Source organism: Methanobrevibacter sp. (genome assembly GCF_045636185.1).
In the GTDB taxonomy this organism is placed as follows: Archaea; Methanobacteriota; Methanobacteria; order Methanobacteriales; family Methanobacteriaceae; genus Methanocatella.
Window position 1 is genome coordinate 1 of sequence record NZ_JAZTXC010000054.1, and the last position, 13,023, is coordinate 13,023.

The window sequence follows — 13,023 nt, forward strand, 5'->3', positions numbered from 1 at the left end:
AAATTTTTTATTAAATTTTTTATTAAATTTTTTATTAAATCTTGATTCATTTCTATATTTATTTTACACCAAATTTTGGTTCATGTACACATAAATTTTTAATAACATAACAAGAATTTTAGTTGATTTAATAACAAGAATTTAGTTAATTTAACAACAAAAATCTGCCTAATGTAATAACAAGAATTGGTATTTTTGGGCCGGCGAAGCGGTGTAAATTGCGTTGAATTGCAGGGAAATGAATTGCGTTGAATTGCAAGAAAACACACTAAAAATTGAGAGAGGACAAATTTTATAATTTTATTTATCTTTCTTTTAAAATTCATTTTATAATTTAAAAACGTAAAGCACACTTTACATTTTAGAGATAATAATCGGATTTTTTAACCTATTTACGTTTTCATTTCCATAGCGCCGCTGTCTTACAGTTCCTTACAAATATTGTAAAAAAAGTGTAAAAATGATAGGTGAAATAAAAACAAATAAAAACAACATAAATTTCTTCGAAATGTTTACGTTTCAAACTTCTTTTTTACCCCTTATAATAATTTCATTATATAAGGGGTTATAAATACTAAATTATCTTATTTATTTTTTATATTTTAAATTAAAATAATTTTAAATGAAAAGGGTAAAAAATACCCATTGGTTATTTTTATATGTTTTTTATTTTTAATGTAGCAAAATAAAATAAATTTTAAAAAACTTGCAGTAAACTTGCAAAAAGTTGTAGGTTTAAATTATTTACATTTTAGATATATTTTTTCCTATCCCAACAAAAATCCCAAAAAAAAATTGAGAGGGGTCCCAGCGGCCCCGACTGATTATTTGTTGGTCACCAGTGTTAATAAATTTTTTACTCACCAAATTTTTTCCCGCCAAAAAATTTTTTGTTTGCCTGTTCCGCTTGCACATGTGTGCAGGGGGCGCAGGGGGATACTTGATTTTATTTTTCCAGAATGGTTTACTTTTTTACTTTATTGATATATAATAAAATAAATGAAACTCAAGAGGTGACCCGCATGAACGACAAAAAAATTTTAGATAAGTCCAATGGATTAAAGAAAGTTAATCACAATCAAATCAAGTCACAGTCAGATGTCTATGAAATTTATCTTGGTACCTTCATCGACAATACATTCACATGGTACTCAGTAAAGAAAATCAAGAATCTTTCTGAAGCTTATAAAGAATTTAAGTCTTATGTCAATACCCAATTAAAATATACTGATGAAGAACTTCAACAGGTTTGGGATACTGGTCGACTTGACATTGAACTTCGTCAAGGGTCTAAGCTACTTAACTGGGTCGGCATTTATTCCAGAGAGGTTAAGCCACTAGACAAGAAGGAAGAAAAAGAAGTTGAGAAGGGTGACATCAAAAACAAAGAAGCAAAAAATAAATCCAAGAAAGATTCTGTGGATGTATCAAAAGCTAGATTAAAATTTTTGTCTGACTCAGTTAACTTCGATAAAGTATTACTAAATACACACTATGATTCTCATGATGAAGTAGTTATTAAAACTCTTCAAGGTAAAACCAAATGTCTAAACGTCTACGGAACTTGCGAAGATGATTTAGAAATTGTTGAATAGCGTACGCTGCCTATGGTCATATAACATACACTCCTGATAAAAGGTGAGCATGGAAAATTCAATCCATACTCATCTTTTATTTTTTACCAAGATAAATTGGTACCAAATTAGAGAAAATCAAATCTGGACCAAATTTCATATATCTGGTTCAGTGTTTATATCCTTCCTCAAAGTTTAATTTAGTAATTATTATTTCACTGGCACACCTTGGACACTCACATGTCCAGTACGCTTCCCATTCAACATCACCTTTTTCGCCGATGTTTAAGTACGATAAATTACATTCCTTTAGCTCTACTTCAAATAGACATCCTTCGTTGTGACACAATACTTCACATGTTGGATTTTTTTCGTAGTAATCTTCGACATGTAAGAACTGAATTAAGGAATCCTTGTTCCAAGTCTTTCTTTTGATTTTCATGTTCAATCACACTCCTTTTGAAATTATATATTACTTTACTCCGTAAAGGAAGTAATATATAATTTTGCCGATTTGCCGATTTATACGATGCAGGTATTTATAATTTTTATAATTTCTTTATCATCTGGATTAACTTCAATGAGAGTTGTAGTTAATTTTTGTAGCGGTAATAATACCCATTTTGATTTATCTTCTTTCACAGAATCATAATATTCTTCGGCAGATTCTAAATCATCGAATTCCTCTGCAGATGTGTACTTGCCTTCACCAAACATGGTAAAAGCTCCCTGCTCAACGATGTACTTCTTATTCATGTTGATGCTCTTCCACCTGTTTACAAATCATATTGAATGTCGGAATGTCCATAAACATTACAGGATAGTCTCGCATTTCTTCTACGACTTGATTTTTGTTGATGGCGAACCATCTACCAGTAGGAATCGCAGACTCACCTCTATCTTTTTCAACTACCAAACAATAATCTTTGTATTTTTCTTTACACTCATCGCAAGGCTCAATAGAAATACAACACACTCTTGGTGCCTCTTCATCATTTTTTAATTCGCCCATAAGAGCGATGCCTGTAACTTCCCCACAGTAGAAGCAGGTGGTCATCGATGGATTCACTCCATGCTTTTTTGATAGCTTAATATCTTTACTCATTATTATTCTCCTTCTTTTTATTTTGTTCATCTAACCAAGTCAGATAACCTCTTTCAGTAACATTAACAGTAAGCTCCACCTCAACAAAGTTAGGATGCCACTTAAAATTAAATAAACCAAGAGATTCCAACCACTTAACTAATTCATATTTGGTAGTAGTATCTTTGGCGAGTTTCCTCTTATATCCTTCAGCGGTCTTCTTAGAACATGGAGCAGTTCCGGCAAGACATTCATTTGAAGGTGTAAATTTGTTTCTTGATAGTGGAAATAATCTTGACATTATTTTACCTCCTATTCTATAAATAATATTTTTCTGCCATCTACTATGATTTTGTAGATTGCATCATCAATCATTTTACCAATCTTATTATATTCTTCACAAAAATCACAATATGATATTGGGTTAACACTGAATAATTTAGATTCTATTGTAGGTGCAGTTTTAAATTTTTTAACTGTATATTCATCATCTTCATCAGTGTCATCATAGTAAACCCTGAAGTCAACCGTTTTGTTTTCAATATCAATAGAAACTCTGCCTTCTTCCCAATTACGAGTATATTCAATTCCTTTTTCAGTGAAAGAAATTAAACCATCATTTCTATCAATTTTATCCATAGCAGTAATTTCAGGATGTGTATCCTTTAAACGATTGACTTCATCAAGAGTAACTGATGAACCTAGTGCAGCGATTTTAATCCTTCTATATATTTCAGAAAGATTTTCTAAATCTTCAGATTTAATATCACTAAATACAGTAATAAAATCTTTCGTTATATCAAGAGATGAACTTGTATATGCCGACCAATGCATATACACATTTGCGATTGTTCTTCCTCTAGAAATAATTTCCACATTTAATCTTTGTCCCATATTATTTATCCTCCTTGACTAAGAATGCTTTTAATGATGCTGGTGTAAATGTACGCTCACTAATTCCATGTGATTCAGGATAGCGAATCTTATCAAATTCTGTTAATGTTGGTGTATCAAACATCACAATGACATAGTTTTCAACAGATGCTATGCCTGACTGCTTACAAATAACATTAACAACTTCTCCTTCACCAAAAATTTTGTGCTTAATTCTTTCTCCTACAAACATATCTTATTCCTCCTCTTATCTATTTTCTAAATAATAATTATAAACTTCTTCAACACGTTTTCTATCTTTTTCATTTTTAATCACAGTATAACCGTCTTCATTCTCAATTGTTTCTAATCCTAAGTCTTCGGCCATTGTGACTAAATCACCTTCATAATCATCTAAGTCATAGAAAATATGACCGGAGCTTCTTTCCATTTCAATTACTTCATTAATAACTTTAATATCTTTTTTTAACATATCTTATTCCTCCTCCATATTAACTGCTTGTATTTTATTTAAATTAAATCTATATAATGGATAAGTACAGAAACCAGACTGAGCGGTAAATTCAAGTTTATCACCCAACTGATTCTCTTTAATAAATTCTTCTGCCCATGGACAGTTATTTGTATCGACATACGCGCATCCATCTGGTGTAAATTCATGTGGTAAGCACACAGTTAATACACCGAATGGACTTCCATCAGTAGAATCTTCTAGCATTACTGCTAAAGAATTATTTGCCATGTATGTAGAACGCTTAGCGGCTACATCAAAAATCGTTCCATATAAATTTACTTTCATATTATTTATTCTCCTTTTTTTATTTATCCAAACTATTAATCCAAACTATTATCCAAATCTATAATATCTTGAATAGAATAATCAACTATTAAATTACAATAGTTAATAATTAACCAATTAGCAGCGAATATATCTATGTCTGCACAAGTTCCGCATTCAATATTACCAATAGTATCCGTTCTAAGAATTCCATATTGTTTTACAAGAGCAGGTTCATCCAGACATGCATTAACAATATCGAGGAAATTTTCTGTTTCAAGTTTCATATTTTGGATTTTATATGCAATGACATGACCTGATTTAACCAACTCAAAATAACTTGCAAGTGGTATTTCTTCTTGAAGGGCACCGTTTATATCATAAATTGGTTCATTGATATAAATATCATCTACTGCTTTGTACGGACTTACAATAGAATATATATCCTGTAAAACAACTAATAGTTGTTCTGCATCATTATAATCTACATTAAAATTTTTAGATGAGAATTCAACACCATCCTCAAATTTAATATAGAATCTAACTACCTTTGTCATTTTGTTTCACCTCCAAAAAATTTAATATTTGAGTTAATAAATCATCAAAGCTTCTGACCAACATATATCCTGAATGGTTTTTACAGCACCATCTTTCCCATGTTTCTTGAAGTGTAGACCTCTTACCAGTTTCAGTCTTAATTTCTACTTCGATGTGATATCCATTAAGTGACATCCAGAAATCTGCGGAACCTTTTTTATAATTTGCCGATGATGCGATACGTCTTTCAAAGATAATTGGGAATGCATTCTTCTGTAGTTTCTTTAATCCGGCTTCGATATTATCTTGAATTACTGTCTCATACTTTTTCATGATGGTAATCCTTTAATAAATTCATTTATTTGGTTAATATAATCTACGCAAGAACTATCTAGTAGTCCTGTTCCAATGACTATCATATTAGTATTATTGCCAAAATATCTTAAATACATATCTCTATCTGGAAATACGCGACATTCAAATACAGTATCTGGTTTACGAAAATTAGGTTCACAAAAAACATCTTCATTTTTGTGCATACATTTTCTATGTACAATGTTATCTTTATCTGGATGGTCTAATAACAAATCAAATAATGATTTGTATTGAGCACCATAAGCGCATGGATTTATATTTATATCTGGGAATCTACTATGATATTCTGTATAAGATAATAAAGGTTCTACTTCTCCTGTGTCTATATTTACAGTATTAAAATAGATATCAATGATTTCATTCTTACGAAATTTTTTTGCCTTTATTAAACGATATATGAAATCAACAACCACATCATTTAATACTTCTTCTAATGCATTCGTAAAATATTCTTTACGATATACCCAAATATTAAATGGTTGTGATATAAATGTACTATTCTTAGTACAGATATATATTTCAACATTTGTGTTCATAAGATTACCTCCTTAGCTAGATTTAATCAATTCAATATTTTGTTCTAGGTTGGTAGCTACTGCTGCAAGTGTATCATTCAACCTGTCGATTTCTTTTTGTAGTAGAATTCCTGCTGCAACCAAATGAGTATTCTCATCCTCTAAATCTTTGATTCTCTGTTTTAATAAATCAAACTGTGAATAAGCTGCATCTATCTCTACTCCAAATTTATTTTTTATTTTTTGAATGACATATAATGGCACAGTATCTACTGAGCGCTCCCACTTTGATATTGCCGATGGAGAGCACTCAAGCTCTACTGCGAACTGCTCTTGTGTCATTCCACGAGACTTTCTAAAATCTTTTAACTTCATATTATTTACCTCACATAATAACTTCTATATTATATTTTTCTCTTACTAACTTTGTAAAAGATTTAGTAATTGGTGTTTTACCAGTAAGATAATTACAAATTCTTGAGAATGAACATTCTAACTGTCTTGCTAATTCTCTTGCCGATAATTTATTTTCTGACATGAAATCTTCTAATGTCATCATCTTTAATTGTGTTCCTACACTATTTGTTTCTGGAAACATATCAGATGCACTAAGTTCAACATCTTTTTCAAAGACTTGACCAACAGATTTTAATCCTGAGCAATCCATGTCAGTTAATTCAAAGTATCCACTACCATCTGAATAGTCATCGTCGATAGATTCTGGGTCATATACTGCGCCGGTAAACCATTTTAATTCTGATTCATGTACACCATGTAGGTAATCTAGAGCTTGTTGATGATTAGTAAATACTTCAACTTCCTGTGTTAATTCTCCGTCATCATCTGAACGGTTAATTACTACTATAAATATTTTTTTATTCATATAAATTTCTCCTTTTTACATTTTAAATTATTTACATTTTAATTATATCATACTTTTTAAATCTTGTACACATAATTTTATAAAATTTTTAAGGTTGTCGCGATAGCACAACTAAACTCTTATTATTTTTTATAAAGATATATGTAATAAAAAAGGGTTATTGCTAACCCCTTCTTATTTTAATAACATATTCTGCTGCCTCATGACCATCTATGTCTTGAATATATTTAAAACTGATGTCATCTATTAAACCCCAACGGAATGGGATGTCTTTATATTTCTTACAAACTTTTTTAACTAACCAATCATAACAGTCACTGTAATATTGATGTCTATCCAATCCCCATTCATGGTCACCCCAAACATGAATTGTTAGTGTTTCAATATTATCATATGAATTTGACTGAATCTTAACTAGCTTTGCATTAACAGAACCGTAACCTTGCCAATGTTTTAATTTCATTTTGATACCACCTTCCCTAAAAACATTTCTTGTACTACTTTATCTGATAGACCACGATAGTGCATCATGATTCTTGCCGGTATGACCTTATCTTGGTCGCACTGATTGCAGCATCTGGACTTATAATCATCTTTATCACATAATGGATATGGATTATTACCGAACTGCTCTACTTCTTTACCACAAATACAACACTTGATTTTCTCCATATGGTTTCACTCCTTTCAAAAAGTTATTTAGTGTAACAAGCCAGCTAGAACAGAATTGAATTATATAAACTAATTCATCATTAGCATTGTAGAATCTTAAGTCACCACCCATTTTGACAACTTGAAATACATAATGTTTAGCTTCAGTATCTGTGTAATAATTATAACAGCTTATTTTATATTTATCTTTGGGATTAGTATTATTATCTACATAGAAGTCAAAGATACTTTTATATTGATGGTAAGCGGTTAGGTAACAGTCGAATTTACCATCTGCACCTGTAGATTGAAAATCAATAACAGGGATGGCGTTGCTGTTTTCATCAAACTTATTTATATAGACTGCGCTAAGAGGAATTTGACCTTTACCTGCAGCTTGATTTACTTCAATCCAGTTTCTAAAGATTGAACCGATTAACACTATCTTTAACATATCTTTTAAATCTTTAGTAACAGTATCGTCATTATTATATAATAACGGCAACATACATTCTTGACCATCTTCAGTAACTAAATATAATTCACATGGTTCTAACATGTCAATCATCCCCTTCATCTAATTTTAATTTTAATTCTCTTAATTTATCCTTACGGATTTCATCATAGACTTCATGCTTAAGCTCATCAACAATCGCCGGTGTGATTCCATTAAAGGATTCATCTGCCAGCATCACAAAATTTGAATAGTATTTTGGTTTGTTTCCGAGCTTTAGTAATTCTTTAATTCTACGACGAGCATGATAAATCGTCTGAACATACTTAGTATTTTGATAGATATAATATTCTACATATTGGTCTGGCTTACTGCCATAGACATATCTTCTTTTTACATCAGAGCCATAGGTAATTTCGGTGGCTACACCTTGATTACATCTACGAACTGCATGATGAATGTGACTCCACTCATTTGCCATATGTCATCACCTCATTATCAAGGAATTCATCTACTTCTTTTTGTATTTTATCAAATTCATTATAATCTTTTACCCTATGAATATCCATAGTTAAACCCGGTAACAATTTATAATTTATATTATTTGTACCACATAAGAATCTAAATCTAGCTTCAGATATTATGGTAGGACAAATTGTAAATGGAATTGCAAATTCATCTATTTCTGGAAGTAATACTGTACCATCATTACCTACAATTCTATTTACATCATCGATATAGTTTATAATGACACTAATAGGTGTGGTATATTGAGTATCATCAATGGCATAAACCTCCATGGAGTAATTAGATATAGCATCTAGGTCATCATTATCTTCGATAACCCCATAATAATTATCTTTAATTTTAACTACCTTCATTATTTTTCACTATCCTTTATATTAGTTTATTGATTTTAAAATCAAATACTTCTTCCCCATTTAATTCTAATACATATTTAATATCAGGCCAAGTTATAGATTTTCTATTATTAGACCATTCATTATAACGTTTAAGAGCATTTTTACAATAATCAGCTATCTTATTTTTATTTCCAAGAATTGAAGTTGGAAAATTTGTATCAATAGTATTACGATATTCATAATTACCATTAACTAATACATACATATTTATTTTAGCTTTGCCAATTTCATTTTTAAATAAGATGTATTGTTTTTCAGGCTTATCTAATGTCTCATAATAATTAGTCTTATAATTATTATAAAAATCTACCGCTTCTTTTTTAGTTTTGAAATTATATAAGCTATCTGTACTAGCTCTATCAAAACAATAGTTTACTCTGACTTGCCAATAAGTTAACATAGTTTTATTCTCCTGCCTCTTCTTTATATTTTTGGTAACAGGAATAACAAATTACTATTTCAGTAATACAAAATACTTCTTCAAATATATCTTTGGGTGGGCGAATATATCCTTTGACATACCCACATCCATAAAACTTTCTTTTACAGTCAGCACATACTTTAGGCCCACATAAACAACTTATTTCAAATTTTGGCATACTAATCACCAGCCTCTATTTCTCGATTTAGTTCCTCTGCTTGTTGGTTAATTTCTTCATCATCCGTTAGTGCACAAGCAATCCAACAAGCACTTGCATTATCATAAAATGGACAATCACTAGAGCAATCATCACCGTTATGATGTTTATAGCAAATATCTTCTATTTCTCTTAATGTTAAATCTTTAACTTTCTTTGGCATACTAGTCACCTGACTTTCTTTTTATTATTTCGGCTATGCCGATTTTATTCGCATGTATTGCTGCATGACAGTTATGGCATACAGCCAACAGGTTATCTCTTGAATGGTTTGCACCAATCAAATCAACAGCAATGATGTGATGAATCTCCTCTGTAGCAGCTCCACACATCTCACATGTTGGATGTTCTTTGGCATACTTATCACGGATACGCTTCCAAGCACGACCATATTTTTGGTTTGATGATGACTTTTTGTGGAATCCGAATTCTAATAGCAATTCATTTATCTCATCAACACTTAGGTTAATCTTCACAGATGACTCACTTAAAGGAGTCATCGTAAGTTTTCTATTTTTGTTATCAATATATCTCATAGGTATCTTTCCTTTACTATATTTTTGGTACAGACCAACTACCTAAATAGTTGGTCCATACAAGAGATTAGATTTGCCTCTAGCTCTGCAAGATAATTATTGGTAAATATCTTTTTGGCTTTTGGACATTTCCTCTCAATGATTTTTTGGTCACATGTATCACATATCATGATTACATTTTGGTGATTCCATACTCTATAGTTCTTTCCAGACTCTCTAGAATTTACTCCACCATCGAATAAGACAATGTTCCATACAGTCTGACCAACTTTTTGTAGTGAATTATAGATTCCATAGATTTCTTCTCTAACTTCTGTACCACCATTACATTCAATTCCCATGTTTGAATCATCTCTAACAATGTGCTCATCATCATGAGTGACCAATGTGAATTCGAATGACTTATATTTCTTACTTAGTTGCCATAGGCATCTAATTATTGAGTTTGCTTTTTGCTTATTGCTACCAAAGCTTCCAGAGTTGTCACAGAAGAAGTTGATTCTGAATTTTCCGAAGGAGTTATTTAATCCATTTGGATTTGGCTTATCAAACCAGCGGTAATCTTCTACCCGACCCGGTCTATGAATATTCTTTGGATTTAATCTTCCAGAATATCCTGCTAAAGCCTTGGATTCAATAGATTTCTTCTTCAACATTCTTAGAATGATAGCTTCTGCTCTTTGATTGAATTCAGGTAGGCAGTCATACTTATGAATTACCTTGCCGATACTTCTTCTTAATATTTCTGCAAGTGATTCTTGTGCAGTTTTATCGTCTTTATCGACGAATCCATTGTTCTTCATTGCTTCTTCCTCTATCTGAGCACGAGTTTGCTCATCAACAGGATTAAACAATCCAGAGCCTGCTCCGTGGGATGGGGTACCATTAGGGTCATTCTCTCCACCGGTAGATTCATTACCACTTGGATTATCACTTGGATTTTCTCCATCGGCAGAACCAGATTCATTAGAACTCGCAGCTTCTTCATTTGGGTTATCTTGTTCAGATGTATTTTCACCAGATGAAAATTGTTGACCTTGTTGACCTTGGCCTGCTTGATTAGGTTGTTGTTGCTGTTGTGATTGTGCTTGTTGAGATTGGATTTGACCCCACTTCATTGCACATGCATAGATGACATCAAATAATAACCCTGCATAAGGTTTTAATTCATACCATTTATTACATGATGAGTTTATATCACTTAACTTGTAGATTGCATTATAAACTATCTTTACAATTTCTGGTTCCATATCATTGAATCTTACTACATGATAGAAGAAGCTTTGGAAATCCTTTGGTTTATCACTTGGTTTATAATTATTTAATTTCTTTGTGAAGGATTGGAAGTCAACCTTTAAGAATACATTTTTATTTAATGTTTCAATTCTTTGGTCTTCAAAGATATTGATTAAGTCACGGATTTGAGGGGAACTATAGATACTTCTAAATTTATCACGTAGAAGGTCATATACATCTTTGATAGTTTTACCTTGTGTATCAAATTTTCCCTTTTTAATATCATCAACTAACTGCTTATTTTTCTCTAATGCAAGTTTTGTTTGTGAATAGTAGACTGCATCAGATAAATCATGTGCTGCCGAATATAAATTCTTTGGTGTTAGCATTGCATGAGAGGTTTCATGATATAGAAGGCATCTAATATCTTCTTCAGCATTGATATTCTTAATGTTAGCAATCATCGGATAAGATATTACAATTTCAAATTTCATTGGGTCATAGTATGTTGCATGGGATTGTGCATCTAGTCTATGCTCAATTCTATCTTTTAAATAATAACCTGTTGGTAATGTTTTTAATATTTCATTTACTTCTATAAAACTTAACATATTTGTTTACCTGCTTTCTTTAGTTTAGGTACTAAGTACGCACCTTAGAATGCGTACTTAGTTAAGATGTCAGCACTAGTCTCATAATACTTCAATTCTGCTGCTCTATCGACGATAGGCTCAGGAAGTATGATGTCTTGTGCATTGACAATATCATTCATTGTGACGATGACTGCAAAATCTGGATGGATTTTGATTAAGTTGCCTTCATAGTAGATTTCATCCTTGTTATCAAGGAAGTTCTGCATGAATCTCCATGTATCCATCGGTAATAGACCACCTTCATCAAGGATTATTTTTTCACCCTTGACCATAGCTTCTTGGAATTCACTTGGCTTGAACTGTGGATTACCATTTGCATCATTGAAGGTAAAGGTCTTCATAATATCAGTCGCATCCATGGTACCTGAGCAACCAATTACTTTTGCAGTTGGATTTTGTACCATTGCGGTTGTGGTTTTACCACTTCCAGCTGGACCATAGTAGATTATCAATCTATGATTGACTTTGCTGCTTAGGTATGGCACGATTGTTTGAATATCGTTGATGATATTCTTCCACTCATCAGACTTTGTCTTCTCAGCTACTTGTGCTGCATACATGTGGCCGATTAGTTTGAAGTATGACACTGCATACTGTCTCGCACCAGCTTGTGTTTTGCAATTGTAGCATAGGGTGTTCACAAATCTAGGTGAAGGATTGAACTTGAACTCTGAGAAGAAGTCAATAAGTCGCTGAGCCACAGATTGTTTTGTTTGTTTAATCTTTGCTTGGTTAGCGGCTTCTACCTTTTCTGGAGTAGGTTGCTTTGGCTCAGTTTGAGGTTGAGCTTGCTCTTGTTGGTCATTCGTAGAGGCAGGCGTACTTTGCTGTTGAGCTTGTACGGGGCGGGGGCCCCCCTGTCTTCTGTATGGATAACCAATTGAATTTGGGTCAGAGTAGTTTGTTCTTAACCACATTGCAGTTTGTTTCGCATCAACTGGACGGTTAGCTTTTTCATCAGCTATAATCTCGTCAAGTTTTTGTAGAGCTTGTTGGTCAGTGATTACAAACCAGCCATACTCCCACCAAATGTTTGTTGTGGTGATTTTACCACGGTGTATTGATACTACCGCACCACGATTGGTTTTTAAATTTGTTAAATCCATAAGGACTCCTTTCCAGTTTTATAGACTTGTACTTGTGTCTTTTATAATAAAAAAGTGAGTCAAGCTCACTTAATTATTTTCACTTATATTATACAATATTTTTAATTTTTAAAAAACCGAATTTTTAATATTTTTATTTTTGTAAATTTTTAAGTTATTTCTTAATTATTTACATTACATATTATA

24 protein-coding genes are annotated in these 13,023 nt (G+C 31.9%); 1 reads left to right on the top strand and 23 read right to left on the bottom strand.

Annotated features, from left to right (window positions below; translation table 11 throughout):
- Positions 1 to 1,013: 1,013 nt before the first annotated feature.
- Entirely contained in the window at positions 1,014 to 1,595 is a 582-nt protein-coding gene (locus tag ACKI3Q_RS03300; protein ID WP_407414226.1) for a hypothetical protein, read from the top strand.
- A gap of 148 nt (positions 1,596 to 1,743) precedes the next feature.
- Here the strand turns inward: ACKI3Q_RS03300 and ACKI3Q_RS03305 are convergent, their stop codons facing one another.
- The 23 genes from ACKI3Q_RS03305 to ACKI3Q_RS03415 form a co-directional block, all read right to left on the bottom strand.
- The gene (locus ACKI3Q_RS03305; RefSeq protein ID WP_407414228.1) at positions 1,744 to 2,016 is read right to left on the bottom strand and encodes a hypothetical protein; all 273 of its coding nucleotides are present in this window, start codon (positions 2,014 to 2,016) and stop codon (positions 1,744 to 1,746) included.
- A gap of 80 nt (positions 2,017 to 2,096) precedes the next feature.
- On the bottom strand, positions 2,097 to 2,330 hold the full coding sequence (locus tag ACKI3Q_RS03310; protein ID WP_407414230.1) for a hypothetical protein: 234 nt from the start codon (positions 2,328 to 2,330) through the stop codon (positions 2,097 to 2,099).
- Positions 2,323 to 2,631 carry a hypothetical protein gene (locus ACKI3Q_RS03315; RefSeq protein ID WP_407414232.1) on the bottom strand — a complete coding sequence of 103 codons (309 nt, stop codon included), beginning with the start codon at positions 2,629 to 2,631 and terminating at the stop codon, positions 2,323 to 2,325. Before ACKI3Q_RS03315 ends, ACKI3Q_RS03310 begins: the two co-directional genes overlap by 8 nt.
- A 40-nt stretch (positions 2,632 to 2,671) precedes the next feature.
- Positions 2,672 to 2,959, bottom strand: a complete 288-nt coding sequence (locus ACKI3Q_RS03320) for a hypothetical protein (protein WP_407414233.1) — start codon at positions 2,957 to 2,959, stop codon at positions 2,672 to 2,674.
- A gap of 11 nt (positions 2,960 to 2,970) precedes the next feature.
- Positions 2,971 to 3,552: a hypothetical protein gene (locus ACKI3Q_RS03325; RefSeq protein ID WP_407414235.1), complete on the bottom strand. Its 582-nt coding sequence runs from the start codon at positions 3,550 to 3,552 to the stop codon at positions 2,971 to 2,973.
- 1 nt (position 3,553) lies between these two features.
- Positions 3,554 to 3,784, bottom strand: coding sequence for a hypothetical protein (locus tag ACKI3Q_RS03330; RefSeq protein ID WP_407414237.1), 231 nt, complete (start codon positions 3,782 to 3,784; stop codon positions 3,554 to 3,556).
- Positions 3,785 to 3,799: 15 nt separating this feature from the next.
- Entirely contained in the window at positions 3,800 to 4,024 is a 225-nt protein-coding gene (locus ACKI3Q_RS03335) for a hypothetical protein (protein WP_407414239.1), read from the bottom strand.
- Between the two features lie 3 nt (positions 4,025 to 4,027).
- Positions 4,028 to 4,351, bottom strand: coding sequence for a DUF4313 domain-containing protein (locus tag ACKI3Q_RS03340; protein ID WP_407414241.1), 324 nt, complete (start codon positions 4,349 to 4,351; stop codon positions 4,028 to 4,030).
- Between the two features lie 35 nt (positions 4,352 to 4,386).
- Positions 4,387 to 4,887 (bottom strand): hypothetical protein, encoded by a 501-nt coding sequence (locus tag ACKI3Q_RS03345; RefSeq protein ID WP_407414243.1) that lies wholly within the window; start codon positions 4,885 to 4,887, stop codon positions 4,387 to 4,389.
- On the bottom strand, positions 4,871 to 5,200 hold the full coding sequence (locus tag ACKI3Q_RS03350; protein WP_407414245.1) for a hypothetical protein: 330 nt from the start codon (positions 5,198 to 5,200) through the stop codon (positions 4,871 to 4,873). The genes ACKI3Q_RS03345 and ACKI3Q_RS03350 overlap by 17 nt, the downstream gene beginning before the upstream one ends.
- A complete protein-coding gene (locus tag ACKI3Q_RS03355; protein ID WP_407414247.1) occupies positions 5,197 to 5,778 on the bottom strand; it encodes a hypothetical protein in 582 nt (193 codons plus the stop codon). Before ACKI3Q_RS03355 ends, ACKI3Q_RS03350 begins: the two co-directional genes overlap by 4 nt.
- 12 nt (positions 5,779 to 5,790) lie before the next feature.
- Entirely contained in the window at positions 5,791 to 6,132 is a 342-nt protein-coding gene (locus tag ACKI3Q_RS03360) for a helix-turn-helix domain-containing protein (RefSeq protein ID WP_407414249.1), read from the bottom strand.
- 10 nt (positions 6,133 to 6,142) lie between these two features.
- A complete protein-coding gene (locus ACKI3Q_RS03365; RefSeq protein ID WP_407414251.1) occupies positions 6,143 to 6,640 on the bottom strand; it encodes a hypothetical protein in 498 nt (165 codons plus the stop codon).
- A 163-nt stretch (positions 6,641 to 6,803) separates the two neighbouring features.
- Positions 6,804 to 7,103 carry a hypothetical protein gene (locus ACKI3Q_RS03370; RefSeq protein WP_407414253.1) on the bottom strand — a complete coding sequence of 100 codons (300 nt, stop codon included), beginning with the start codon at positions 7,101 to 7,103 and terminating at the stop codon, positions 6,804 to 6,806.
- A 177-nt stretch (positions 7,104 to 7,280) separates the two neighbouring features.
- Positions 7,281 to 7,850, bottom strand: a complete 570-nt coding sequence (locus ACKI3Q_RS03375) for a hypothetical protein (RefSeq protein ID WP_407414254.1) — start codon at positions 7,848 to 7,850, stop codon at positions 7,281 to 7,283.
- Between the two features lies 1 nt (position 7,851).
- A complete protein-coding gene (locus ACKI3Q_RS03380) occupies positions 7,852 to 8,226 on the bottom strand; it encodes a hypothetical protein (protein WP_407414256.1) in 375 nt (124 codons plus the stop codon).
- Positions 8,216 to 8,626, bottom strand: coding sequence for a hypothetical protein (locus ACKI3Q_RS03385; RefSeq protein WP_407414258.1), 411 nt, complete (start codon positions 8,624 to 8,626; stop codon positions 8,216 to 8,218). Before ACKI3Q_RS03385 ends, ACKI3Q_RS03380 begins: the two co-directional genes overlap by 11 nt.
- A 16-nt stretch (positions 8,627 to 8,642) precedes the next feature.
- Positions 8,643 to 9,068 carry a hypothetical protein gene (locus ACKI3Q_RS03390; RefSeq protein WP_407414260.1) on the bottom strand — a complete coding sequence of 142 codons (426 nt, stop codon included), beginning with the start codon at positions 9,066 to 9,068 and terminating at the stop codon, positions 8,643 to 8,645.
- Positions 9,069 to 9,072: 4 nt separating this feature from the next.
- Positions 9,073 to 9,267 (bottom strand): hypothetical protein, encoded by a 195-nt coding sequence (locus ACKI3Q_RS03395; protein ID WP_407414262.1) that lies wholly within the window; start codon positions 9,265 to 9,267, stop codon positions 9,073 to 9,075.
- Between the two features lies 1 nt (position 9,268).
- Entirely contained in the window at positions 9,269 to 9,469 is a 201-nt protein-coding gene (locus ACKI3Q_RS03400; RefSeq protein WP_407414264.1) for a hypothetical protein, read from the bottom strand.
- A gap of 1 nt (position 9,470) precedes the next feature.
- Positions 9,471 to 9,842 (bottom strand): HNH endonuclease, encoded by a 372-nt coding sequence (locus ACKI3Q_RS03405; protein ID WP_407414266.1) that lies wholly within the window; start codon positions 9,840 to 9,842, stop codon positions 9,471 to 9,473.
- A gap of 38 nt (positions 9,843 to 9,880) precedes the next feature.
- Positions 9,881 to 11,689: a hypothetical protein gene (locus ACKI3Q_RS03410; RefSeq protein ID WP_407414268.1), complete on the bottom strand. Its 1,809-nt coding sequence runs from the start codon at positions 11,687 to 11,689 to the stop codon at positions 9,881 to 9,883.
- 44 nt (positions 11,690 to 11,733) lie between these two features.
- The gene (locus ACKI3Q_RS03415) at positions 11,734 to 12,372 is read right to left on the bottom strand and encodes an ATP-binding protein (protein WP_407414269.1); all 639 of its coding nucleotides are present in this window, start codon (positions 12,370 to 12,372) and stop codon (positions 11,734 to 11,736) included.
- Positions 12,373 to 13,023 lie beyond the last annotated feature (651 nt).